The 24,591-nt window shown below is 58.7% G+C and carries 22 protein-coding genes; 15 read left to right on the forward strand and 7 right to left on the reverse strand.

Going from position 1 to position 24,591, the window contains the following annotated elements:
• Positions 1–40 precede the first annotated feature (40 nt).
• The 9 genes from ACZ9XP_RS04135 to ACZ9XP_RS04175 all read left to right on the forward strand — a co-directional run bounded on the left by ACZ9XP_RS04135 (position 41) and on the right by ACZ9XP_RS04175 (position 10,458).
• Entirely contained in the window at positions 41–1,195 is a 1,155-nt protein-coding gene (locus ACZ9XP_RS04135; protein WP_147684786.1) for a UbiH/UbiF family hydroxylase, read from the forward strand.
• A 19-nt stretch (positions 1,196–1,214) separates the two neighbouring features.
• Positions 1,215–1,973, forward strand: a complete 759-nt coding sequence (locus tag ACZ9XP_RS04140; RefSeq protein ID WP_147684788.1) for a DsbC family protein — start codon at positions 1,215–1,217, stop codon at positions 1,971–1,973.
• Positions 1,974–1,976: 3 nt separating this feature from the next.
• Positions 1,977–2,543 carry a hypothetical protein gene (locus ACZ9XP_RS04145; protein ID WP_147684790.1) on the forward strand — a complete coding sequence of 189 codons (567 nt, stop codon included), beginning with the start codon at positions 1,977–1,979 and terminating at the stop codon, positions 2,541–2,543.
• Between the two features lie 106 nt (positions 2,544–2,649).
• Positions 2,650–2,907, forward strand: a complete 258-nt coding sequence (locus ACZ9XP_RS04150; protein ID WP_017508078.1) for an acyl-CoA-binding protein — start codon at positions 2,650–2,652, stop codon at positions 2,905–2,907.
• Positions 2,908–3,019: 112 nt separating this feature from the next.
• Positions 3,020–3,316, forward strand: a complete 297-nt coding sequence (locus ACZ9XP_RS04155) for a hypothetical protein (RefSeq protein ID WP_170253632.1) — start codon at positions 3,020–3,022, stop codon at positions 3,314–3,316.
• Positions 3,317–3,387: 71 nt separating this feature from the next.
• Positions 3,388–6,180 (forward strand): YjbH domain-containing protein, encoded by a 2,793-nt coding sequence (locus ACZ9XP_RS04160; protein ID WP_147684794.1) that lies wholly within the window; start codon positions 3,388–3,390, stop codon positions 6,178–6,180.
• A 43-nt stretch (positions 6,181–6,223) separates the two neighbouring features.
• Positions 6,224–8,065, forward strand: coding sequence for an SLBB domain-containing protein (locus tag ACZ9XP_RS04165; protein ID WP_147684796.1), 1,842 nt, complete (start codon positions 6,224–6,226; stop codon positions 8,063–8,065).
• A gap of 36 nt (positions 8,066–8,101) precedes the next feature.
• Entirely contained in the window at positions 8,102–9,241 is a 1,140-nt protein-coding gene (locus ACZ9XP_RS04170) for a Wzz/FepE/Etk N-terminal domain-containing protein (RefSeq protein ID WP_147684798.1), read from the forward strand.
• 86 nt (positions 9,242–9,327) lie between these two features.
• On the forward strand, positions 9,328–10,458 hold the full coding sequence (locus tag ACZ9XP_RS04175) for an MraY family glycosyltransferase (protein WP_170253641.1): 1,131 nt from the start codon (positions 9,328–9,330) through the stop codon (positions 10,456–10,458).
• A 60-nt stretch (positions 10,459–10,518) separates the two neighbouring features.
• Here the strand turns inward: ACZ9XP_RS04175 and ACZ9XP_RS04180 are convergent, their stop codons facing one another.
• Positions 10,519–11,823: a nucleotide sugar dehydrogenase gene (locus tag ACZ9XP_RS04180; RefSeq protein WP_465188054.1), complete on the reverse strand. Its 1,305-nt coding sequence runs from the start codon at positions 11,821–11,823 to the stop codon at positions 10,519–10,521.
• A 166-nt stretch (positions 11,824–11,989) separates the two neighbouring features.
• Positions 11,990–12,724: a peptidylprolyl isomerase gene (locus tag ACZ9XP_RS04185; protein WP_147684802.1), complete on the reverse strand. Its 735-nt coding sequence runs from the start codon at positions 12,722–12,724 to the stop codon at positions 11,990–11,992.
• Between the two features lie 204 nt (positions 12,725–12,928).
• On the opposite strand from ACZ9XP_RS04185, the gene ACZ9XP_RS04190 reads away from it, so the two are divergent.
• Together ACZ9XP_RS04190 and ACZ9XP_RS04195 are read left to right on the forward strand one after the other, a co-directional pair.
• Positions 12,929–13,429 (forward strand): GNAT family N-acetyltransferase, encoded by a 501-nt coding sequence (locus ACZ9XP_RS04190; protein ID WP_465188055.1) that lies wholly within the window; start codon positions 12,929–12,931, stop codon positions 13,427–13,429.
• Between the two features lie 127 nt (positions 13,430–13,556).
• Positions 13,557–14,807 (forward strand): nitronate monooxygenase, encoded by a 1,251-nt coding sequence (locus ACZ9XP_RS04195; protein WP_147684804.1) that lies wholly within the window; start codon positions 13,557–13,559, stop codon positions 14,805–14,807.
• Positions 14,808–14,882: 75 nt separating this feature from the next.
• Here the strand turns inward: ACZ9XP_RS04195 and ACZ9XP_RS04200 are convergent, their stop codons facing one another.
• Complete coding sequence (locus tag ACZ9XP_RS04200) at positions 14,883–15,767, reverse strand: sulfite exporter TauE/SafE family protein (RefSeq protein ID WP_147684806.1); 885 nt, start codon at positions 15,765–15,767, stop codon at positions 14,883–14,885.
• 182 nt (positions 15,768–15,949) lie between these two features.
• On the opposite strand from ACZ9XP_RS04200, the gene ACZ9XP_RS04205 reads away from it, so the two are divergent.
• A complete protein-coding gene (locus ACZ9XP_RS04205) occupies positions 15,950–16,636 on the forward strand; it encodes a MarC family protein (protein WP_240803405.1) in 687 nt (228 codons plus the stop codon).
• A 48-nt stretch (positions 16,637–16,684) separates the two neighbouring features.
• Here ACZ9XP_RS04205 and ACZ9XP_RS04210 read toward each other — a convergent pair whose 3' ends face one another.
• Entirely contained in the window at positions 16,685–16,957 is a 273-nt protein-coding gene (locus ACZ9XP_RS04210) for a SemiSWEET transporter (RefSeq protein WP_147684808.1), read from the reverse strand.
• 152 nt (positions 16,958–17,109) lie between these two features.
• Here ACZ9XP_RS04210 and ACZ9XP_RS04215 point away from each other — a divergent pair, with 152 nt between their 5' ends.
• The 3 genes from ACZ9XP_RS04215 to ACZ9XP_RS04225 all read left to right on the forward strand — a co-directional run bounded on the left by ACZ9XP_RS04215 (position 17,110) and on the right by ACZ9XP_RS04225 (position 19,505).
• Positions 17,110–17,871, forward strand: coding sequence for a TSUP family transporter (locus ACZ9XP_RS04215; protein WP_147684810.1), 762 nt, complete (start codon positions 17,110–17,112; stop codon positions 17,869–17,871).
• 71 nt (positions 17,872–17,942) lie between these two features.
• On the forward strand, positions 17,943–18,638 hold the full coding sequence (locus ACZ9XP_RS04220) for a TerC family protein (RefSeq protein ID WP_147684812.1): 696 nt from the start codon (positions 17,943–17,945) through the stop codon (positions 18,636–18,638).
• A gap of 393 nt (positions 18,639–19,031) precedes the next feature.
• Positions 19,032–19,505, forward strand: coding sequence for an Lrp/AsnC family transcriptional regulator (locus tag ACZ9XP_RS04225; protein ID WP_147684815.1), 474 nt, complete (start codon positions 19,032–19,034; stop codon positions 19,503–19,505).
• 80 nt (positions 19,506–19,585) lie between these two features.
• Here ACZ9XP_RS04225 and ACZ9XP_RS04230 read toward each other — a convergent pair whose 3' ends face one another.
• The 3 genes from ACZ9XP_RS04230 to ACZ9XP_RS04240 all read right to left on the reverse strand — a co-directional run bounded on the left by ACZ9XP_RS04230 (position 19,586) and on the right by ACZ9XP_RS04240 (position 24,453).
• Positions 19,586–20,437: a 23S rRNA (adenine(2030)-N(6))-methyltransferase RlmJ gene (locus ACZ9XP_RS04230; RefSeq protein ID WP_147684817.1), complete on the reverse strand. Its 852-nt coding sequence runs from the start codon at positions 20,435–20,437 to the stop codon at positions 19,586–19,588.
• Between the two features lie 105 nt (positions 20,438–20,542).
• Positions 20,543–21,661, reverse strand: coding sequence for a hypothetical protein (locus ACZ9XP_RS04235; protein WP_147684819.1), 1,119 nt, complete (start codon positions 21,659–21,661; stop codon positions 20,543–20,545).
• Positions 21,658–24,453, reverse strand: coding sequence for a hybrid sensor histidine kinase/response regulator (locus tag ACZ9XP_RS04240; RefSeq protein ID WP_465188056.1), 2,796 nt, complete (start codon positions 24,451–24,453; stop codon positions 21,658–21,660). Before ACZ9XP_RS04240 ends, ACZ9XP_RS04235 begins: the two co-directional genes overlap by 4 nt.
• Between the last annotated feature and the right edge of the window lie 138 nt (positions 24,454–24,591).

Below are 24,591 nucleotides of genomic sequence, written 5' to 3' on the forward strand. Positions count from 1 at the left end.
TTGGGTTAAGGTTGGCCGCAGCCATGTCAGAAAGCAGAAAATGAACGAGCAATACGATGTGCTGGTAGTGGGTGGCGGCCTGGTGGGCGCCGCCCTGGCGCTGGCACTGGACAAACAAGGCCGCCGCGTGGCGCTGGTAGAGGGGCAGGGCGAGTCGATCGATAGCCTGCAAGACGGCTGGGATGCGCGCATTTATGCCATCAGCCCGGCCAACCGTGCCTTTCTGGATGGGCTGGGCGCCTGGCCGGACATGTCGCGCATCGGCACCATCGCCAGCATGGATGTGCGGGGCGACCAGGGCGGGCAAATTGCCTTTTCGGCGGCCGATGCCGGCGCCGCAGCGCTGGCCTGGATCGCCGAAAACCGCTGGGTGCTGGCCGCCATCTGGCAGCAGCTGCAACACGCTAGTGGGGTGGAGGTCATCCGTGGCCAGCGCCCGCAAGCGCTGTGGCAGGTGGCTCAGCACGCCGGCCTGGTGCTGGAAGACGGACGCAAGCTGCAGGCGCAGCTGATCGTGGGGGCGGACGGGGCGAACTCGTGGGTACGCCAGCAAAGCGGCATTGCGGCCAACATCAAACCCTATGGCCATAGCGGTGTGGTGGCTAACTTTGCCTGCGAAAAGCCGCATGGCGACATCGCACGGCAGTGGTTCCTGGGTGATGGCATCCTGGCCTGGCTGCCCATGCCCGGCAACCGCATCAGCATGGTATGGTCTACCAGCCAGCCCGAGCCGCTGCTGGCACTACCCGCCGCGCGCCTGGCCGAGGTGGTGGCCGATGCCGGTGGCCATGCGCTGGGGCGCCTGGATGTGCTCACGCCCGCGGCGGCCTTCCCGCTGCGCCTGATAACGCCAGAGCAGGTGATTGCCGAGCGCGTGGCCTTGGTCGGTGACGCTGCCCATACCGTCCACCCGCTGGCCGGGCAGGGCGTGAACCTGGGCTTTCAGGATGCCGCCAGGTTGGCCGCAGCGCTGGCCGGCCAGGCCGATTGTGGCCAGTGGCTGGCGCTGCGCCGCTATGAACGAAGCCGCAAGGAGGCTGTCCGAACCATGCAACTTACCTGCGATGCCCTGTTTGGCCTGTTTCATGCCAAACAGACGCCTGGCCTGGCCTGGCTACGCAATACCGGGCTGAATCTGACTAACCGCCTGCCGCTCATCAAGCGGCAGCTCGCCCGCCACGCCGTGGGTTTTTAACCGTATTCAAAGGACTACCATGTCATTCCGTCTTCGCCAGTTTGCGCTGGCCACCCTGATGTTGCCGCTGATGGCCTGCAGTGCCTCGGCCGCCGAAGAAAGCGCCGACACCGTCAAGGCTGCCTTCAAAACCAAGTTTCCGCAGCACGAAGTCAGCACCGTACAGCCTGCGCCCGTGAGCGGCCTGTACGAGGTGGTGGTGAAAATGAAGCGTGGCGGGCGCGAAGAATTTACCGTGGTGTACGTGGATGGCAAGGTGGATCACCTCATCACCGGTGACCTGATCGACACCAAGACGCGCCGCAGCGTAACCGAAGCTCGTCTGGATGAGCTGAATAAAGTGGTGGTGGACTGGAAGAGCCTGCCGCTGGCCAAAGCCATCAAGGACGTACGCGGCAAGGGCGAGCGCAAGTTGGTGGTGTTCTCCGATCCGGACTGCCCGTACTGCAAACAGCTGGAGCGCGAATCGCTGGCCAAGCTGGATAACGTTACCATCTACACCTTTCTGTACCCGCTAGCCCAGCTGCACCCGGATGCCGAGCGCAAATCCCGCCAGATCTGGTGCAGCAAAGACCCCGCGCAAACCTGGACCGCTTTCATGCGTAGCGGTACCGCGCTGGCAGGTAAAGACAGCTGCCTCACGCCGCTGGCCGAAATTGCCGCATTGGGCGAAAAGCTGGGTATTACCGGCACGCCGGCGCTGATCTTCCCGAATGGCACGCTGGTGCCGGGTGCCATTCCGCTGGCAGCCATAGAGGAAAATCTGGCCGCCAAGTAAGTCATGCATTTTTTGCCACAGAGCCAGGGCGAGCGGCTGCTGGCCAGTACCTTGCTGGCCGTGGCACTCCATCTGATAGTCTATTTGCTGCTGGATGGCTTGCCGCCTGCTAGCCAGAGTCAGCTTGGGCTGAGTGTGCGTCTGGCCAGCCCGCCGGCTCCGGCGCATGCGGTAGCAGAAGACGTGCACCGCCCGGTGGAGGCAGCTCCGGCGCTGCCGGTGCCAGTGCCGGATGCGGCCAACCCTGAGCAGGCCAGCGAGGTCATGCCGGCTCGCCCGCTGGCATTGGCGCGCTATTATCCGGCCAACGAGCTGGATACGCTGGCCGAGCCGCTACAGCCCATCTTGCTGCCCGATCTGGAGGACGAGCTGCCGCCAGACACGATACTGGACGTCTATATTGACTATCAGGGTGTCGTGCAGCGCGTGGTACTGCCGGAAGGGCTGGATGCGAACTTTGCCGCGCAGGTCATGCAGCGTTTTCAAACCGCACGTTTTTCCCCTGCGCTGAAAGATGGCATGCCGGTAAACAGCTTCAAACGCATAGTGCTGCAGCCGGAAGACTTGTGAAACGATCGTTTCATGGTAAATTTGCCACAGCCAGTATCGATGGCGGCTAACAACACATGAACCGGTGGGCGCCAGACGCACCACCCAGAATAGAGAAGGAATCAATATGTCCGATTTGAAAGCACTGTTCGAACAAGCTCAGAAAGACGTGACCAGCCTGGCCGAGCGCCCGGACAACCAGACACTGCTGCAGTTGTATGCGCTGTTTAAACAAGCCACCGAAGGCGATGTGCAGGGTGAGCGCCCAGGCATGATGGACTTTATTAACCGTGCCAAATACGACGCATGGGGCAAGCTGCAAGGCCAGAATGCCGAGCAAGCCATGCAAGGTTATGTGGATGTTGTCAAACAACTGATGGCGTAAATAGCACTTTAATAAAAACTTCGCCTGATGACAGCTGACTTTGTCAGCGCTTCACGCCTATAATGCAAAGGGTTGGTCTCCAATCCTTTGCTTTTTTTTTCTGGAGTGACTTATGAAGAAAAGCCTTATCGCTGCCATGATCCTGGCCGCTGCCGCGATGCCAACCTTTGCCCAGTCTGCCGCTGCAGTTTCTGGCGGTGCAACCGGTGGTACCGCTGGCGCTGCTGCTGGTACCGCTGGCGCAGCCGCTGGTAGTGCTGGCGCCGCTGCTGGTACTGTTGGTGCAGCCGCTGCTGGTGCGGGCGCTGCTGCTGCTGGCCTGTCGGTTGGTACACTTGCCGCGGTTGGTGCTGCTGCAGCTGCTGCTGTTGCTGCATCGTCCAACAGCTCGACTACCACCCACCACTAAGCACTTGCTTGGTCGAAAGCTACCCCTGCCTGGCTTGGGTAGCTTTTTTTTGCCCTATTCCCGGATATCTCATGCGCCTGACCCCGATAGCTTTGTCTTTGTTGTGCTTGCCCTTTTATGCCATGGCGGTCCCCTCCCTGACTGGTCAGTCCGGTCTGATGAATATGCCGGATGGACGGGTGGAAGTGGATGGCCAGTACGGGCTTGGGTATAGCTACGATAGCCCCTATAGCACCCTGTGGACCAATCTGACTTTTCTACCTTATTTGCAGATGAACGCGCGTTTTGTCGGTATTCGGGGGACGCCGGGTTTTAACGGTAAATATCAAGACAGCTATGGTAGTTATAAAGATAAAGTTATCGATTTAAAATTGCGTGTACTGGAGGAGGGGGCGATTCTGCCTGATCTTTCGGTGGGCAAAACAGATATATTGGGCACGGGTCTTTTTGCCGGGCATTATATAGCAGCCACCAAGCAGTTTGGCCGTTTTGATACTACCCTGGGTTATGGCTCGGGTCGTATCAATGGGGCATTCGGCGGTGTGCGCTGGTTGTTACCTTATGGCGACGGCGGCTGGGCACTGTTGGCCGAGTACGATGCCAACAATTACCAGAAGGATTTTCGCGCCAGCCAGACATTTGCAGGAAAGCGGCAGAATGGCCCGGTTTTGGGGGTGAGTTACCGTTGGGGGTGGTTGGGTGCCGAGCTGGTACGAAGCCGTACGCATAGCAGTATCAATACCTTTGTCAGTATCCCTTTTAACGAACGCGAGTTTGTCCCCAAAATCTACGAACCTGCCGCTTATCAAGTGGTACGTTCGCGACCGGATGCACAGGCATGGCGTGCAGACCCGCAGCACCGGCTGGGTTTGCTAGACGCCTTGCACAAACAAGACTATCGCGCAGTTTCCCTAGCCTATCAAAATGGTGTGCTGCATCTGGATTTTACCAATACCCGTATCAGTGATATCGGTCGCGCGGTAGGGCGTGCTGTGCGTACGGCGATGTACTATGCACCGCTTGAAACGCGCGTTATCAAGTTGCGCGTCAATCGGCGTGATCTGGCGGTGGCCGATTATGAATTTTTCAACCTTCCGGTTCTGACTGCCTACCTGAATGGTCAGGCGACGCGTGCGCAACTGCGCGATGTTGCATTGGTCAGCCACGCAGACCCGGACAAGAGCCGGGAGGAGTTTGATGCACTCTCGGCCGAGCTGGATCAGGGCGTTGACCTGGGTCTGATCGCGAACGAAGACGGGCAAAGTATCCAGCTCAAAGGTCAGGATAAGCAGCTGAACCGCTTTAGTCTTGCGCCCAAGCTGGTGATGCATTTCAACGACCCTTCCGGCGCCTTGCGCTATGAGGTTAACGCCCAGGCCACTGGACAGTGGCGCCTCAGCCCGCGCAATTATGTGGATGGAGCGGTCACGTATAAGCTGTTCGAAAACGTCAGCAAACTGGATAACCCGTCTAACAGTTTATTGCCCCATGTACGTACCGATATTGCCGAATACAAAAAGGGTAATCCACTGCGCCTGGGGCAGTTGACGTATACGCATTTATTCCAGCCTGCACAGCGGTTATACGGCAAAGTATCGGCGGGTATGTTCGAAGAGATGTTTGGTGGTGTGGCTGGCCAGTTGGTTTATTTTCCCCCAGCCTCTCGTTGGATAGGTGAGCTGACCGCGGAGGCGGTGCAGCAGCGCGATTATCAGGGCTGGTTCGGGCGGAAAGATTACAAAACCGTCACGGCTTTGGCCTCATTGCATTACAAGCTGCCAGCTGGGGTAACGTTGACCGGGCGCGCCGGGCGTTTTCTGGCCAAGGATAGCGGCGTGCGCATGGAAGTGAAGCGCCGCTTTAATAGTGGTATCGAGGCAGGGGCTTGGTACACCTATACGGATGGTAAAGACATTACTTCTCCAGGCTCGCCCAGCAGTCCTTATCATGATAAGGGCCTTTTCATGAGTATCCCCCTTAACAGTATGTTGGCCGTGGATACGCAGTCGACTGTCAATATGTCGATCTCGCCGTGGACGCGCGATGTAGGGCAGCAGGTAGAGGTGCCGCATAACCTGGTACGCGAGATGGCCGATGTCGAGCGGCAGTTGGCCGTGGGGGATTCGCTGGGTCGGCTGGGTGAGCGTGACGATGAGCCCCAGGGTGGTGATTTGCCAGACCCGGCGTGGTGGCCGAGTGCGTCCGGTGTGCGTATGCGGATGGACGATAGCCTGGCGGCACTGCCAGAGCTGGATTCGGCAGCGATGGCCACTGTCCTGGGTGTTTCTGCCGTAGCAGTGGCCAGTACGCGTGACAAGGCTACCTACAAGCAGCTGGCAAAGCATGGTGACAATCAGGTAGTGAAAGCTTGGGATGTTGCCGGGCGGGCCGCGCCGTTGCTGGCAGTGGGCGCGGCAGGGGCGGCCATGACTCTGGCTGATGACCCTGTACTGGTCAATACCGGTATCATCAGCTTACAATCCGCAGCGTTGGCGGGTGGTGCGTCCATGTTGGGCAAGCGGCTGATCAATCGGGCTCGCCCTGCCGAGTCTGGTTCGCATGTGTGGCAGCAGTCTGCAAGTGGTGATCCCAGCTTCCCGTCCAACCATGCTGCTGTCACGATGGCTGCCATCACGCCATTTGCCGAAGAGTACAAATTGCCCTGGCTCTATGTGGCGGGTGGCATGGCTTCTGCAGGCCGGGTGGCAAAAGGAAAACACTGGCTCTCTGATGTTGTAGCGGGTGGATTGCTTGGTTACGGTGCAGGTTATACCCTGTGGAAAGGTCAGCGTAACACGCTGTTGGCACCATCCGTATCAATAGCAGACAAGGCCGTATCACTCAGTTTGACTCATCAATACTGATCATGTTGGCCGCGGCCCGATAAAACAAAACTGGTAGGACACAATGAACAAGAAGATTTGCTTGCTTGGCTTGATAGGGTTGGTGGCTACCGCACAGGCGGCCGATGATGTCGATAGTGTGCAAAGGTCAGGCGCCTCAGCTTCGCCCGTGCTGGCTAATCAGTCGGCCAAGCGTGACGGAATGACCGTTACCCAGGTAGTCGCGCCAATGCCGGTAGCAGCCGTGCTGCCCGAGTTTGCACGCTATGTGGCAGACAGCACGGGCGATCAGCTGCCGTTGTTTGGTGCTGCCTATTTTAGCCAGACGCCTTCGACCTTCGCACCGCTGCAGAATATGAATGTGCCCGATGATTACGTGATTGGTGCCGGGGATGATTTGCAGATTCGCGGTTGGGGCATGGTAGATATTGACCTGGTCAGCAAGGTAGATAGAACAGGTGCCATTTATATCCCCAGAGTGGGTAATGTCAGTGTTGCTGGCGTCAAGTTCAAGGACCTGCAAGGTTATCTGAAAAAGTCCATCAGTAAGATCTTCACCAATTTTGAACTGAGCGTTTCTTTGGCCCAAACCCGGGCGATTCAGGTGTTTGTGACGGGTTTTGCCCGGCAGCCGGGCAGCTATCAGCTTAGCTCCTTGAGTAGCGTAGTCAACGCCTTGTTTGCCGTTGGCGGCCCTGCGCCTGAGGGCTCGATGCGAAGGGTGGAAATCAAGCGTGGCGGTAAAACCGTAGCCACATTTGACTTGTATGCCTTTATTGCAGAGGGAAGCAAAGCAGGAGACGTTGCGCTACAGGATGGCGATATTATTCATATTCCTGCCATGGGCAACCTGGTTGCGATTGCAGGGCTGGTGAAGCAGCCTGCCATTTACGAAACACTGCCCAATGAAAGTGTCGCGACCCTGATTCGCCGCGCCGGTGGGGTGCAGCCGGTGGCAGAAACTAGCCGCCTGCAGATCGAAATGGTGGATAAAGGCTGGCTCAAACCACTGGAAAATACCCCTGATTATGCCGGTTTGAATGGTTTGTTACAGGCTACGGCGAAGCTGCCACTACGCCAAGGCGGGGTGTACCGCTTGTCCAGCGTGGATGCTACTGCTTTGAGAGCCAATAGTAGCCAGCACTATGTCAAAGTGGATGGCGAGGTTGTTAACCCGGGTGTGTACAAGCTTGGCAAGGGTGAGACGCTGCGCGAGTTGTTATCCCGTATCGGCGGGGTGAGCGACGATGCTTATTTGTACGGGATGGTATTTACGCGCCCCAGTATTCGTGACCAGCAACAGAAGGCTTTGGCGGAAGCGGTAGATCGTTTCGAGAAAGAGTCTGAAGCGACGGCAGCCTCCAAGTTGGCCGCGACTTCGCTGAGTGAGAATGCCTTGTCTATCCAGGCCGAGCTGGAGCGTAATCGCAAGCGCGCGCAGAGCATGCGTAAAGTACAGGCCATTGGCAGGGTGGCGCTGGAGTTCAGCAGCTACAAGCTCAAACTGAAGGATGTGCCTGACTTGCCGCTAGAAAATGGCGATGCAGTTTATGTCCCGCGCCAGCCTGGTACGGTCAATGTATTTGGTGCTGTTAACAATGCCACGGCCTTCATGTTCAAGGAAAATCGCCGTGTAAGCGATTATGTGGAACTTGCGGGTGGCGCCGGCCGGAACGCAGACACCGATGAGGTCTATGTTCTGAGGGCGGATGGTACCGCAGTGAGTCGTAGTGGGCTGGGCTGGTTCAGCTCTGTGAATGGTTACAAGATTTTCCCTGGTGACAGTATCATTGTGCCAGAGGCAATCGAGCGTGGCGTCAGCACGACGCAAAGTCTGAAAGAATGGACCAGCATCCTTTACCAGTTTGGTTTGGGTGCCGCGGGTTTGAAAGTGCTTAAAGACTGATGCGTATAACAGTGCAAGTTAAATAACAGGACTGCCATGAATAATAATCAAGATGATATGAATGATCTGGACGCCGAGATTGATCTGAAGGCGCTGATATTACAGCTGTGGCAAGGGCGCAATACCATTCTGGCGGCCACGTTTGTTTGCGGTTCCATTGCGCTGGCCACGAGTTTGGCCATCCGGCCAACGTTTACGGCATCTGCCAGTATCCTGCCGCCACAGCAGCAAACTAGCGGTCTGTCAGCAGCGCTGGGGTCTTTGGGTGCCATGGCCGGGGTAGCAACCGGTGGTGCTTTGAAAAACCCTAATGACTTGTACGTTGCGATGATGAAGAGTCAGACGGTTGCTGACAGGTTGATCAAGCAGTTTGATCTGCAAGGGCGCTACGAGCAGGAAACATTGTCGTCCACGCGTAAAGTGTTGGAGGCTGCCGTGATGATCAGCTCGGCAAAATCAGGGCTCATCGAGATCAATGTCGATGATCATGACCCGCAGTTTGCGGCCAACCTGGCGAACGCCTACGTGGCTGAGCTAAAACGGCTCAATCAGCATTTGGCGGTAACAGATGCTGCCAAGCGTCGTGTATTTTTTGAGAAGCAGCTGCAAGATGTCAAACAGAGCCTGGCCAAGGCTGAGCTGGGTCTCGAAGTACTGCAAAAGAAAACAGGGCTGGTGCTTCCGGAGGGGCAGGTCAGTATTGTTCTGAAGACAGTGGCGGAGCTGAAGGCAAAGATTGCAGCAAAAGAAGTCGAGATCGTGGCTATGCGCAGTTTTGCCACGGACAAAAACCCTGATTTTGTTCGTGCCCAGGATGCGCTGGAAGCCATGAAGCAGCAGCTGGCGCAGCTGGATGAAAAGGGCGGTGAGGGTAGCCTCTCTGTGGGGGCCAAGAGTCTGCCACAAGATGGCTTGGCGTATGTTCGTGCTGTGCGCGATGTTAAATATAACGAAACACTACTGGAACTCATGGCCAAACAGTACGAACTGGCTCGGGTGGAAGAGGGGCGAGACAGCTCCATGATTCAGGTGCTGGATGTGGCAACCGCTCCAGACCAGAAATCCAAACCAAAGCGTTCGCTGATTGTTGTCTCCGGTCTTTTGCTGGGCTTGATGCTTGGTGTGCTGACTGTGTTTGCACGCCCATATGTTGCGAAGCTTCGCGCCGGTCAGTAACGGTGTCTACGGCAAGCCAGAGTGTCAATCCAGCTTTGTCGTGATACGAATCTGTTTTTTTGCCTGGACTTTCTGATTGTAAGTGAATGGAAATCTACTTGTTTTTTTCAAGTCTTGTGAGCTCGCTGGTGGTGGCGATGTTGATCATTCGCTACCAGCATCTGCATGCGCGTTTTTCGCTGGATCACGACCTGGTGGGTGTACAGAAATTCCATGTCACACCCACGCCCAGGATTGGTGGGGTGCCGGTATTTAGTGGTTTCATTGCTGGTGCTGTGGTCTATGGCTTACAGTCGGATTTTGCGGAAATCGGCTTGTTACTTATTGCATCGCTACCCGTATTTCTGGCGGGTTTGCTTGAAGACCTCACCAAGCGAGTCAGCCCCATGGTGCGTTTGCTGGCCGCATTTTTGTCGGCGGGTTTGGGGGTGGTCTTGCTCAATGCGGTACTGGTGCGTTTGGGGTTGCCTTTAGTAGATGGGCTGCTGGTGGCCTATCCCGCGCTGGCGGTACTGGTCACCGTTTTTGCTGTGGGGGGGGTATGTCATTCGGTCAATATCATTGATGGTTACAATGGTTTGATGGGTGGTGTGAGTGTGCTGGCCTCGCTTGCTTTTGCCTATGTTTCGTACCAGCTGGGCGACATGCTGCTCTTTGCTGTATCGCTGTCTTTGGTGGCTGCTTTATTGGGCTTTCTTGTGTGGAACTTCCCGAGGGGGCTGATTTTTGCGGGGGATGCGGGGGCTTATTTTGTCGGTTTCATCCTGGCGGAATTGGCGGTGTTGCTGGTGGCCCGCCACCCGCAAACATTATCCCCGTGGTTTCCTTTACTGGTATTGATTTATCCGATTTTCGAGACGGTCTTTACCATTTTGCGGCGGCGCCAGCGCAAGATGGCAGCCGGTCTGCCTGATAGCATGCATTTTCACCAGGTGGTGTACAAACGCCTGGTGCGCTGGATGATCGGTAGGCGCAATGCGAAACATTTGCTTAAGCGCAATAGCATGACCGCGCCTTACCTGTGGGCCATGGCGTTGCTTACTGTTTCTCCCGCCATGCTGTTTTGGCAGTATGAATGGGTGTTGCAACTATTCTGCGTGCTGTTTATTGCGACTTATGTCTGGTTGTACCGTCGTATCGTACGGTTCCGCTCTCCGCGGTGGCTGGTTTACCGCAAGGTTGCCAAAGAGAAAGATCCCTTGCCGCAGTACGATTGATTCATATCGGGTTGTAGCAATAAAAAAAGCCGCCATAGGCGGCTTTTTTCATTACGTTGCTTATGCTTTGACAATATTGGCAGTGGGGCTCAGGTACTTGCCCCGGCTATCCACCACCAGCTGGGCATGCTGGCGGATCATGTCGTAGTCGAATTTGTCGTGGTCGGTGGCCAGTAATACGCAATCGTATGCTGCCAGGCTCTCGGCCGACAGGGCGACGCTGCTCAGCTCGAAATGGTGCTCGCGCATCTTGGGGAATGCCGGTACATGCGGGTCGCTATAGCTGATTTCTGCCCCGAGGTCGCGCAGTTTTTCCATCAGGAACACCGACGGGCTTTCGCGCATGTCGTCTACGTTTTTCTTGTAGGCGATACCCAGAACCAGAATCTTGCTGCCGTTGATGGCTTTCTTGCGTTCGTTCAGCGCTGAGGCAATCTTGCTCACCACGTAGTCGGGCATGGACGAGTTGACTTCGCCGGCCAGCTCGATAAAGCGGGTATGAACACCGTACTCGCGGGCTTTCCAGGTCAGGTAGAACGGGTCGATAGGGATGCAGTGGCCACCCAGCCCCGGGCCGGGGTAGTAGGGCACAAAGCCGAATGGCTTGGTAGCAGCGGCGCGGATCACTTCGTGAATGTCGATGCCCATTTTGTCGGCCACGATCTTCATCTCGTTGACCAGGCCGATGTTGACTGCACGGTGGATGTTTTCCAGCAGTTTGGTCATCTCGGCGGCACGGGTGCTGGATACCGGCACCACTTTGTCGATGACAGCGCCGTACAGTGCTACGCCGATCTCCTGGCATGCTTCGGTAATGCCACCGCATACTTTGGGGATGGTACGGGTGGTGAAGTTCGGGTTGCCCGGGTCTTCACGCTCGGGCGAGAACACCAGGAAGGCATCCTGGCCTACCTTGAAACCACGCGATTCGATGCGTGGCAGCAGCTCTTCGTCGGTGGTGCCGGGGTAGGTAGTGGATTCCAGCGACACCAGATGGCCGGCGCGCAGGTGCGGTACCAGGCTGTCGATGGTATTCAGGACGAAAGACAGATCCGGTTCGCGGTATTTGTTTAGCGGGGTCGGTACGCACAGGATCAGCGCATCTGCCTCTGGTGCGCGGCTGAAGTCGGTAGTGGCTTCAAAACCGGCAGCCCGGGCGCTGGCGATACTGTCGGCGCTGATGTGTTCGATATAGCTTTTGCCCGCGTGCAGGGCATCGACTTTGCTCTGGTCGATATCAAAGCCCAGTACCTTGTAGCCGACTTCGGCAAAGCGCAGCATCAGCGGCAGGCCGACATAGCCCAGGCCGACAATGCCGATGACGGCAGATTTGTCTGCAATGCGGTTCAGAAACGCGTTTTTCACAAAGTGTCTTCCATTAATCAATAAGCGGCGCTGCAGGGTGGGGCTGCCGCGAATGGCTGGTATTTTACGCCAAAACACGCAGCACAGCAGGCTGCGCTTGTTGCGGCCTGTATAAAGCAAAAAGCCCTGCCGGCCATGTGGCGGGCAGGGCTTTCATCAGGCTGACTTACAGGCTAGGCATGCTGAAGCCCTGAATGTCGGCGGCTTTAACCAGCGAGCTCAGGTATTCGTGCATGGCCTGGCGACCAGCCATTTCGTTCAGGTACTGCTGCAGGCGCGGGAACACATCGGCAAACGCCAGCTGGCCGCCTTCGGCGCGCTGTTTTACCTGGATGATGTGGTAGCCAAACTGGGTTTCTACCAGGTTCGGAGTGATCTGGCCGGCTTCGGTGCTGAATACGGCTTGTTCGAATTCCGGCACCATCTGGCCGCGGCCAAACTGGCCCAGGTCGCCACCTTGTTTGCCGCTAGGGCAGGTGGAGTGCTCGGCTGCCAGGGCGGCAAAGCTGTCCGGGTTGGCTTGTACTTGTTCCAGAACGCCTTGTGCTTTGGCTTTGGCCAGCGATGCGGCCAACTCGTCGCCCTGGCCCAGCGGGAACAGGATGTGGCTGGCTACCGCGCTTTCGCCCTGCTTGAAGTATTGCGGGTTGGCGTCGTAGTACGCCTGGCAGGCGGCTTCGTCCGCCGGGGTGAAGCTCAGCTCCTGGTCCAGCAGGGCGCCGATGGCCTGGCCTTCGTTGGCCGTGTCAAAACCACTCTCGCTGGCTTTTTGCAGCAGCAGCTGGTGCAGTACCAGCTGTTGAACGGCGGCGTCGCGCGGGCTGGCGGTGTCTTCGTGGTTTGCCTGCTCGGCCTGCACCATGGCTTCGGTGATTTCTACGCCGTTTACGGTAATGGACATGTCGGTTTCCTGTGGAGAGTTGGTCTTTTGCTGCCGGCTATCTGGCGCAATAAGGCAGTGTATGAGGGCAGTTTCCGTAATATCAATAGCCGGATTATGGATTTGTGTGTGAAAAATTCATCTGGTGGGCCAGGGGGCAGACGCCGCTGTCTGGCTGCGGTACAGTGCCGGCTGTTTGTCACTTTGTCAGGTGGCCAGGCTGCCATGTTTCCTATTGTTACCGCCCGCTTGCGTCTGCGTGAGTTTGTGCTCGGCGATGCGCCTTTTGTCTTGCAACTGCTGAATGACCCGGACTTTATCCGCTTTATTGCCGACAAGCAGGTCCGCAGCCTGGAGCAGGCGCAGCAATACCTCATCGATGGCCCCGTGGCCAGCTATGCCGCCAACGGTTTTGGCCTGTGGTGCGTGGAGCGCTTGTGCGATAGCCAGCCTGTGGGGATGTGCGGCCTGATACGGCGTCATAACGTGCCTGATGTGGATGTAGGCTACGCCTTCATGCCTGCGGCGCGTGGCTATGGTTATGCCGTAGAAGCGGCGGCGGCGGCGCGGGCTTACGGCTTGGGAGAGCTGGGCCTGTCGCGGGTGGTGGGCTTTATCGACCCGGCCAACCTGGCCTCGGCCCGCGTGCTGCTGGCTATCGGTTTGCAGTCGCAGGGGCTGGTGGCGTTTCCTGGCGTGGAAGGTGATACCGAATTATTTGCCTGAGCTGTCATGCAGCTCAGGGTTGGCCGCAGCCGCATGGAATACCGGCAACGAGCAAATGCTCTATTTTGTTGGATTTTATCGAGTTGCTTGGGCGATAATGCCGGCCATCTAAATGGAGAGATGTGTAATGCGTTGTCTGGATGATTTCCGTCTGCACCTTGCGGGCAAGGACCTGGTGCCCATCATGCAGGGTGGCATGGGTGTGGATATTTCTACTGCAGCCTTGGCGCTGGAAGTGGCCCGTCTGGGCGGTATCGGCCACATTTCCGATGCCATGCTGCCTACCGTGGCAGACCGTCGCTATGACACAAAGTACGTCAAGAACAAGCTCAAACAGTACAAGTTCAACGTAGAAAATGCCGACAAGTCGGTGGTGAAGTTTGATCTGGACGAGGTAGCCGAATCGACCCGCCTGCACGTCGAGGCCACCATGAAAGCCAAGCAGGGTGATGGGCTGATTTTTATCAACTGCATGGAAAAGCTCACCATGAACGCGCCCAAGGACACGCTGCGTGTACGCATGCGTGCCGCCATGGACGCCGGGATTGATGGCATTACCCTGGCTGCCGGCCTGCACCTGGGGTCCTTTGCCTTGATCGAAGACCACCCGCGTTTCCATGATGTACAGCTGGGGATCATCGTGTCCTCGCTGCGTGCCCTGCAGCTGTTCCTGAAGAAAACCGCCCGCACCAAGCGCTTGCCGGACTATATCGTGATCGAAGGCCCGCTGGCTGGCGGCCACTTGGGCTTTGGCATGGACTGGCAGGACTACCACCTGGAAACCATCCTGGTAGAAATCCGCGACTGGATGCAGGCCGAAGGCCTGAGCATTCCGCTGATTGCTGCCGGTGGTGTGTTTACCGGTGCCGACGCAGTACGCATGCTGGAGCTGGGTGCACAGGGTGTGCAGGTGGCCACCCGCTTTACCGTGACGCACGAATGCGGCCTGCCGGACAAGATCAAGCAGGAATACTTCCGCGCCAGCGAAGAGGATATCGAGGTCAACCAGCTGTCGCCTACCGGCTACCCGATGCGCATGATCAAGCAGTGCCCGGCCATTGGCGATGGCATTCGCCCCAACTGCGAAGCCTACGGCTACCTGCTGGATGCCAGCGGCAGCTGCCAGTATATCGAGGCGTATAACCGCGCCGTCGCCGCGCACCCGGGCGAGCGCCGGGTGAAGGTGATGGACAAAACCTGCCTGTGTACCCACATGCGCAATTTCGATTGCTGGACCTGTGGCCACTACACCTACCGCCTCAAGGACACCACGCACCGCTTGGCGGATGGCAGCTACCAGGTGCTCAGCGCCGAGCACGTGTTCCGCGACTACCAGTTCAGCACGGAAGGTGTGGCCCTGCCTGCGTTGGCCGGCTAAATAGAACACGGTGTCAGAAACGATAAAAGGTTGGCCGCAGCGGCCAACCTTTTGTTTTGATGGTGTCGTATGCGCTCAGGCTAGCGCTTTGTACAGGTTCCAGATCGACAAACCACTGATCAGCAAGCCGACCACTGTCATCAGGGCGCGTGCCGGCAGGTAGCGCGTGGTCCATGCGGCCAGCGGGGCAGCGACCATGCCGCCGATCACCAGGCCGGCAATCAGCTCCAGCTGCTCGAATACGCCGATAAACACCGCAAACGACGCGGCACCGGCTACTGACAGGAAAAACTCGGCCGCATTCACCGAGCCAATCACCGTACGCGGTGCGCCGCCACGGCCGATCAGCGAGGTTGTCACCACCGGGCCCCAGCCGCCGCCGCCGATAGAGTCCAGCGCACCGCCCAGAAACGCCAGCGGAGCGATGCGTTTGGGCTGGCCACGATCCGCCAGCTGTTGGCGTGCTTTCAGCAGGATATAGATGCCCATCAGCAACAGATAAGCCGACACCACCGGCTTGATGATGCTCACATCGACAAAGGCCAGCACCGCTGCGCCTGCTACGCCGCCCAGTACGCCGGGTATCACCAGGCGCTTGAACAGCTGGCGGTCGATATTGCCGAATTTCAAATGCGCCAGGCCGGAGGCGCCGGTCGTGAAAATCTCGGCCAGATGAATGCCGGCGCTGGCCGCGGCGGGCGGTACGCCAGCCGACATCAGTGCGGTATTGGCAGTCACGCCGTAGGCCATGCCCAAGGCGCCATCGATAATCTGTGCCATAAAGCCAATGGCAATGAACGTCCAGAACAGTGGATCGCTGGTCCAGCCGCTGGTGGCCTGTAGTGCTTGGCGGGCAGTGTCACCCAGGTGCAGGGTGCCGGCCAAGTGAAGCAAGGCGGCGCTGGCCAGTACGGCCATGAGCGAGTAGGTAGTCCAGTGGCGGCGCAATCGGTGCAGCATGGTAGGGCTCCGGGTAAGGTTGGCCGCAGTGTAGAGCCTGCCTTTATTGCCCCAAAGCTTGATTTCTGATGTTCTTAGCAGGTTTTTTCATAAAGCAGGCCATGGTGTTGTGCCAGCGGGCTGGTAATGCCGGGCGGCAGTGCTAGAATCCGCTCATTCTCGACTTAGCTTGGTACCCGTGCATGACCCCGATGATGTCGCTGTTTGTCAGCAAATTCCTGTTTGTGGCGGCCGCCCTGCTGCCCATCATCAACCCGCCCGGTCTGGTGCCTTTTTTCATTTCGCTTACTGCGCACAATAGCCAGCCGCAGCGTGCGTTTCTGGCGCGTCGCATCGCGATTTACTGCTTTCTGCTGTTGTTGGGCAGCATGTATATCGGTGGTTTTGTGCTGAGCTTTTTTGGTGTGTCGCTGCCAGTAGTACAGCTGTCCGGTGGCCTGCTGATTACCTTTGCTGCCTGGCGTATGCTGAACGATGCACCGGCAGAGGCCTCGCCGGGCGTAGAGAAAATAGAAAACCGCGAAGTGCTGAAGCAGCGGGCATTCTATCCGCTGACTTTTCCGCTGACAGTTGGCCCCGGTTCCATCTCGGTGGCCATTACCGTGGGCGCGTCGCTGAGCAGTGCAGGCCGTGGCTTGGAAAAATTTGCCGTGGCCCCGCTGGCGGCGGTGGCGGCGGTGGCGGCCATCAGCGTGCTGACCTGGTGGTGCCTGACCCACGCCGACAAGCTGATGCGCTATCTGGGCCGTACCGGCTCGGTCGTGTTTCTGCGCCTCACGGCCTTCATCCTGCTGTGCCTGGGGGTGCAGATCATCTGGGAAGGCTTCTCTGGTCTGGTGGAGCCGCTGTTGAGAACCATCGGCAAATAAACACGGCCGCGAATGGTGGCTGCACAAAGGGGGCGCGGCCCCCTTTTTTCATGCTGCGTGCCGGCTAGCGCGTATCTCGCGCCATTTCATGGCCAGAATGATGGACGACAGCAGTAGCGTCATGCCATTGGCCAGCACAATGGGCAGCGCGCCCAGCAGCAAGCCGTAGGCCAGCCAGGCGGCTACGCCCGCGACCAGCATCAGGTACATGGTGAACGAAATGCTGCGCGTGTCGCCGGTGCGCAGGGTGCGGATCACTTGTGGCAAAAAGCTTGTGGTGGTGAGAAAGGCGGCAATATAGCCCAGCAGGTCGGTAGTCATGGTGGTCGCAGTGCGGCATGGCAAGGGTGGAACCGATACTATCCCTGTATCGGGCAAAACATGCACGCAGTGTTTTGCCGATAAAACCGCAATGCCCCGACAGCGCGCGCATATCCCGTTACAATGACGCCTCGCAAAAAAACGGGGTATGTATGTTCACGCTGGCTTTCCTGTGCGTCTTTGCTTTTCTGGCCGGCTTGATCGATGCCGCGGTTGGCGGTGGCGGGCTTATCCAGATACCGGCGCTATTCAATGCGCTGCCGCAGGTGTCGGTGGCGACGCTATTTGGTACTAATAAAATGTCATCGGCGGTGGGTACCGTGTTTGCTGCACGTTCCTACCTGAAGCGCGTCACCATTCCATGGCGTCTGGTGTTGCCGGCTGCGGCGGCTGCCTTTGCCATGTCGTTTGCCGGTGCCGCCGCTGTGAGCTATATCCCCGCGCACTATATGCGCCCGCTGGTGCTGGTGCTGTTGATCGTGATGGCGGTGTATACCTTCCGCAAAAAACAGCTGGGTGCCACGCACGCGCCGGTGGCAATAGGCCGGCGCGAGATGCTGGTGGGCCTGGCCATTGGCGGCGGCATCGGTTTTTACGATGGCCTGTTCGGCCCCGGCACCGGCAGCTTTCTGATGTTTTTGTTCGTACGGTTTTTTGCCTTTGATTTCCTGCATGCCTCGGCCTCGGCCAAGGTAGTAAACCTGGCCACCAATGTGGCGGCGCTGTGCTTTTTTATCCCGAGTGGCAATGTGTTGTTTGGCTATGCCGTGCCCATGGCGGTGTGTAATGTGCTGGGTGCCCTGGTGGGTAGCTGGCTAGCTATGCGCAAGGGGGCGGGGTTTGTGCGGCTGTTGTTCCTGGTGCTGGTGAGCGTGCTGATTTGCAAGCTGGCTTACGATATGGTGCTGGCCTGACAGCTAATTGAAAGTTTCTGCGGCGATAATCACGGCTGCTCGTTGTAAAAGTTTTGAGGGAGGATGACAAGATGTTTGAAATGATGGGTGAAAGCACCTTCTGGATTTCTGTGCTGCAGATTATCGCCATTGATATTCTGCTGGGTGGTGATAACGCAGTCGTGATCGCCCTGGCTTGCCGCAGCCTGCCGGAAGACCTGCGCAAGAAAGGCATTTTCTGGGGTGTAGTGGGTGCCATTGGCCTGCGCGTGGTGCTGATTGCGTTTGCACTGCAGATTCTGGATATCCCGTTCCTGAAGCTGGTGGGCGGCCTGCTGCTGCTGTGGATCGGTATGAAGCTGCTGGTGGGTGAGGACGATGATGGCCACGACGTAGACGGCAGTGCCCACCTGTGGGGTGCGGTCAAAACCATTATCGTGGCCGATGCCGTGATGAGTATCGATAACGTGATTGCCGTGGCCGGTGCCTCCGGTGGCCACATGCCATTGGTGGTGTTCGGCATCGTGATCAGTATTCCTATCATTGTCTGGGGTAGCCAGATCGTGATGAAGCTGATGGACCGTTTCCCGATGGTGATTACACTGGGCGGCGGCTTGCTGGGCTGGATTGGCGGCTCCATGCTGGTGAGCGATAAGGGCCTGACCGGCTTTATCGGTACGCTGCCGGGCTGGTCGCACCAGGTTGCAGGTGCGGTAGGCGCCGCGCTGGTGGTGATTACCGGTACCGTGCTGGCAAAACGCAAGGCTGCTACAGTCAGTGCCGAGTAAGCCGGTACGGCTGCGCTGAAAAAACCGCCTGCGGGCGGTTTTTTCGTACCCGCTTTGTGTATCAGCCCAAAACGCTGCGGCCAACCTTCAAGGTTGGCCGCATGCGTCCGGCGCGCGGCCGGCATGTCTTTTGTCCCGGGTGCTTGTGCCCCTTGTTTTACGCCTGCAGCTTGTGGCCCTTGTGGGGTGGCTAGCTGTGTGTGCAGCCCGTAGCGTGGGTGGCTGGCGGTGGTCAGCGCGCTGGTGGCGCGTTGTCTGCGGTGCGTGTCAGTGTGTTTACTGTACCGTGCGGCCCGCAGAAGGTGCTTTTGATTGGCCAGCTGTTTTGCTATGTGTCTGGATAAATATTCTGCTATTGCGCAAAATGTCGGAACAATCTGCCGGAGTGGTGCCATGGAAGAAAATACCTACAGCCTGAGTGCGCAAGACAGAAAGATTCTGCGCGAGCTGCAGCACAATGCGCGGCTGTCCAATGCCGAGCTGGCCGAGCGCGTGGGCATGTCGGCCAGTGCCTGCTGGAACCATACCCGCCAGCTGGAAAAAGAAGGCTATATCCAGGGCTATGTAGCGCTGATAGACCAGAAGCGCATGGGCCTGCGCGATACGGTGTTGATCGAGGTTACCCTGAATGCGCACGAGGAAGACACGCTGGCGCGCTTTGGCGCCGAGCTGGCAGCGCTGCCAGAGGTGCTGGAGGCGCACCTGGTGTCGGGCGAGTACGATTACCTGATCAAGGTGGCGGTAGACGGCACCGCCGGGTACGAGCGCTTCCTGCGCGAGAAGCTATACAAAATCTCCGGCATTCGTCACAGCCGTTCGCACTTTACCTTGCGCTGCATGAAGTCGGTGCCGTCGGTACAGGTGTAAGCCGGTCTGTACCGGCAGCACACAAAGCAAAGCGGCCAACCTTGTCACGCAAGGTTGGCCGCTTTGTCATGGTGTCGTGCTTAGTTTTCGCGGTATTCCAGGCTGTGCCAGGCGCCGTCGTCCACTGCCAGCGCCTTGCTTAGCCAGGGCAGGGTTTCCTGCAGCGTGGCGTGCAGCGTCCACGGCGGGTTGATGATGAACATGCCGCTGCCGTGCATGCCGAAGCCGTCTTTGGATGGCGTGCGCACCGTCAGCGTGGCGTCCAGCCAGCTGTGGCAGGGCAGGCCTTTCAGGTCTTTCACCATCTCCTTGATCTCGGCGCGCTGCAGCAGCGGGTACCAGATGGCGTAGGTGCCGGTGGCAAAGCGTTTCAGCGCTTCTTTCATGGCTTTGACCACGTGCTGGTAATCGGCCTTGTCTTCGTACGGCGGGTCGATCAGCGTGAGCGCACGGCGCGGCGGTGGCGGCAGCAGCGACTTGATGGCTTCAAAGCCGTTGGCACGCTCTACGCGTACACGGCGGCCGGCATCGGCAAAGCAGTCTTGCAGCAGCTGGTGGTCGCTGGGGTGCAGCTCGAACAGGCGCAGCTTTTCGCTGCCGGCCATGGTTTCGGCGGCAAACCACGGCGAGCCGGGGTAGTAGCGCAGTGCGCCGTCAGCGTCGGTATTGATGGCGGCTACCACCTCCAGGTAGCGCTTGACGGCGGCGGGGGCGTCGTCGCGCTGCCACAGGCGTGCCACACCTTCGGTGTATTCGGCGGTTTTGGTGGCGTAGCCTTCGGTCAGGCTGTAAGCACCGGCGCCGGCGTGGGTGTCGATATACCAGAACGGTTTGGCTTTCTGGCCCAGGTAATCAATGATCTGCACCTGGATCAGGTGTTTGAGCACGTCGGCGTGGTTGCCGGCGTGAAAGGCATGGCGGTAGCTCAGCATGGGTGGTGCACGGTATGAAGTTGGCCGCCATTGTAGCGCATCGGCTGCGCGGCTGCCCGCACCGGTGGGTGGCAGGGCCGGCGCTGCCGCCGGCCCTGCGGTTGCTTAACGTTTTTTACCGACGGCCGGTGCGCAGTTTTGCGTGGCGGTGGCGTAACTGGTGTTCTTGATGGACGTGTAATAGAGGCGGCAGGCTTGTACTTCGTTCTTCCAGGTTTGTGTGCAGCTGTCCATGGTGGTTTTGGCATCGGCCGACGGGTTTTTGCCCATGGCGGCTTGCCAGCAGGCCACGGTCAGGTCCTGGCGCATGATGCTGATACCCTGGCTGTCGCTACCGGCGTTCCAGATCAGGCTGGGGTGATTGCCGATGGCTACGGGTACTTGCTTGTTGCTGCCGACGTCCAGCGGAAACTGGTCGCCCACTTTCAGCGTGCCCAGCTTGAACTGGCTGGCCAGCCATTTGCGTGCCGGGCTGCCCAGTACCACCATAGGGCGCGGTACGCTCTGGCCGACTTTGGGTGCGGTCCAGCTTTGCATCAGCGCCAGGGTGTACGGGGTAAAGGTGTCGTACACGCCTTCCAGTGCGGTGCCGGCATCGGCGGGGGCGGCGATGGGAGCGATGTCGTCGATCGTCTGGTACAGGCCGTTCTGGCGTACATCCACGCCATTAAAGCCCAGCAGGTTGCCCCAGCGCACGGTGGTGGCAGCGCTCAGGTAGTCTTGCGTGTCGTTCAGCACGGTGTCTGGCGGGAAGTGCAGCAGCTGGACGGTGTTGTGGTTGCGCAGGGCCATGCCCAGCGTCAGGAAAAAGCGCCAGTTGCTTTGCCATTGCGGGGTCTTTTTCAGCTCTTCGGCTTTGGCGTAGCCGATATCGCCGATGTCCAGGTAGCTGCGGATGGCGTCGCCGTAGTCATCGGGTACCGGGTATTTGTTTTCGTCCTTGTTGGCCGGGTTGGCCGCACGGTTCAGGTCGGCGTACAGGCGGTCATCTTTGCGGTAAATGCGCACGGCCGAGGTGTAGCCGTCGCGCTGCACGCTCTGGCTTAGCCAGTGGCTGACGGTTTGCTCCAGCGAGCTATCCGGGGCAGGGCAGTTGCTCAGGCAGTTGGGGTAGGAAAACAGCCTGGCTGCGCGCTCGGCAGTGCCCAGGTCCACAATCAGGTTGTCCGCCTGGGCCAGTGGGCTCAGTAGCAGGGTGAGGCTAAGGGTGGCAAGCGTCTTCATCTGGGCTCTCGGTGTGGATCTTCGGTGGTGTGGAAGTGCGCTTTCAGCCCGGCCTGGATGTCGTCAATGGCGCAAGCCAGCTCTTCAACCAGTTTGGCCGGTGGGCTACCCGCTTTGGCTTGGGCGTCCAGTTCTTTGGCGAGCTGCTGCATGTGTTGTGCATTGATATAGTGCCCGACCGATTTCAGGTTGTGGGCAATCAGCTGGATGGTGTCGGTATCGCCTTGTTGCCAGGCCTGGCGCAGCTGGCTGGCGTCGTCTGCGTGATGCTGGCGGAACTTGCGCAGCAGCGACTGAAACTGCTCCGGGTTGAGCGACATTGGCAGCGGGCCAGGCTGTATGCCAGGCAGCGCAGGGGTGCTGGTACTGTTGCTGCTGTTCGCCGGTTGTTGTTCCGCACTCGGCTGGCCGATAAAGCGGCACAGCAGGCTGTACAGCTGCTCCGGCGTGTAGGGCTTGCTCAGGTGCTCGTCCATGCCGGCTTCCAGGGCTTCCTGTCGCGCGGCATCGAAGGCGTGGGCGGTGACGGCAATGATGGGCAGGGTGGTGAGCCCCTGGGCACGGATCTGGCGCGAAGCTTCCATGCCGTCCATGACTGGCATGTGCACGTCCATCAGCACGGCATCAAACAGGCCGTGCAGCGCCATTTCTACTGCTTGCTGGCCGTTCTCGGCACAGCTTACGCGGGCGCCAGCATCTTCCAGCAGTTCGCAGGCTATCTGGCGGTTGATTACATTGTCCTCCGCCAACAGGATCTGCTTGCCCTGCAGGCAGCCCCCTTTTTTGCCAGGCGGGCTGGCGGGCTGCGGTTGGGCCTGCTGTTCGTGCAGAATGGCTTGGCGTAGCTGTTCCGGGCTGAGTGGCTTCACTAGCAGGGGGGCGGGGCTGTCGTATTCTGCTGCGCTGCTGCTGTAGCGCGGCGCGATCAGCAGGATATCGGGCTCTCGCCCGGGTACCAGCCGGCGCAGATTGGCCAGGTGATCTGTCGCATTGGTGTGATCGGGTAGCTCGGCCAGCAGCAGCGCCGGGGTGACATCGCCATGCTGGTACAGCATGGCACGGGCGGTGCCGATGCCGCTGGCGCTGATCACGTTGAGCCCCATGCCTTGCAGCATCGCGCTGGTGTTGTCGCGTATGCCTTCGTGGCGGTGAATCAGCAGTGCGGTTTTTTGCCCGGCCAGTGGGGCGACTTCGGTGCCGGCCTCAAAGGGCAGGGTAATGGCAAAGCTGAAACAGCTGCCCTGGCCCGGGCTGCTGGCGGCGGTAATCTGCCCGCCCATGGCGGCCACCAGCTGCTGGCAGATGGCCAGGCCCAGGCCGGTGCCGCCGTAGCGGCGGGTAATGGACTCATCTGCCTGGGTGAACGGCTGGAATAGCCGTGCCAAGTGGCTCTCGTCTATGCCGATGCCGGTATCGCTCACCGCAAAGCCCAGGGTCACGACACCTTCCTCGGTGGCCTGCTGCGCGGGGCGGCTAATGTGCAGGCTGACCTCGCCGCTTTCGGTAAACTTTACCGCATTGTTCAGCAGGTTCAGCAGGATCTGGCCCAGCCGCACCGTGTCGCCACTGAGCACACGGGGGACGTTAGGGGCAATATCCACAATCAGTTCCAGCTGTTTGCTGTCCAGCTGCGGCCGCAGCTGGTCGGTTAGCGAGCCGATGAAGCTTTCCAGCTTGAAGGCACGTTGTTCCAGCTGCAGCGTGCCGATCTCGGAGCGCGAGAAATCCAGAATGTCGTTAATGATCACCAGCAGCGAATTACCGGCGTGGTGGATCTTTTGCAGATAGTCGCGTTCACGCGGGCTGTTGCTGTGCTGTAGCGCGAGGTTGGACAGGCCGATGATGGCGTTCATCGGGGTGCGGATCTCGTGGCTCATGCGTGCCAGAAAACCCGATTTGGCGCGATTGGCCTCTTCGGCATGGCGTACGGCCTGCTGCAGTTCGCCGATCCAGGTGCGTACAAAGCGGTAGCCTAGTGACGCCATGGCCAGGAACATGATGGATAACACCATGTAGACCGACGAAGACGATGCGGTAATCAGCTCGGTAGCCTGCTGCCAGCCGGCCACCGTGTTCAGGTTGGTGCTGGCGGTGATGGCCTCGTGGCTGAGCCAGAAAGACAGGGCGATATACATGTACACGCCAATCACCACCATGCTGGCGGCCAGCAGCATCCAGCGCAGGCTGGTGCGCGGGCTGTTGGTCAGCTGAAACAGGGCGCGGTTGCGCCAGTTGCACACCGGGTCGGCCACGATGGCCAGTATCGGGGCGGTAATGAACAGCATTTGCAGCAGGTTACCTAGCCACCAGCCTTGCCACAGCCCAAAGGCATCGCCGGATGCCATGTGGTTGGTGTGGGTCCAGATGAATGCCCCGCTGGCGCTGAATACGCTGCTGAAAAATGCCAGCAAACCATAAAACAGCAGCGAGTCCATGCTGCGCAGGTTAAGCGGAATCGCGATGGCGCGGTAGGCGATGGTGAACACGGTCAGGCCTAGCGGGTTGGCCAAGGCAAACAAGGCCGCCCAGCCCGGGGCCATGCCGGCGTACACCGACAGGATAAAGGTCGACAGAAACGCCGGAATGGCACCCCAGGCCAGACCGAACAGCAGTGTCCACAGCAAGCAGATAGTCAGTGGCGGGTAGGCGGAAATATAGAATGACACACCGCCAAAGTGCATGGGCATGCCCGACCACTGGAAGATGACGGCGCCCAGCCCCAGCGTCACGCATGCGAGCGTGGAGAATACCCACGCCAATAACAACAGGCTACGCGGCGCATTGGCGCTCATGCGTAAGCGGCGTAGGGAAATGGGGCGGTAGCTACCATTTTCCACCGGTCTATTGCTTTGTATATCCACGCTACTGTCCTGTCGGATAGATAAATCGGCTGATGCAGCTAGGATTTTGGCATAGGAGCGTGGCTTTTG

The sequence above is a fragment of the Vogesella perlucida genome (assembly GCF_979366545.1).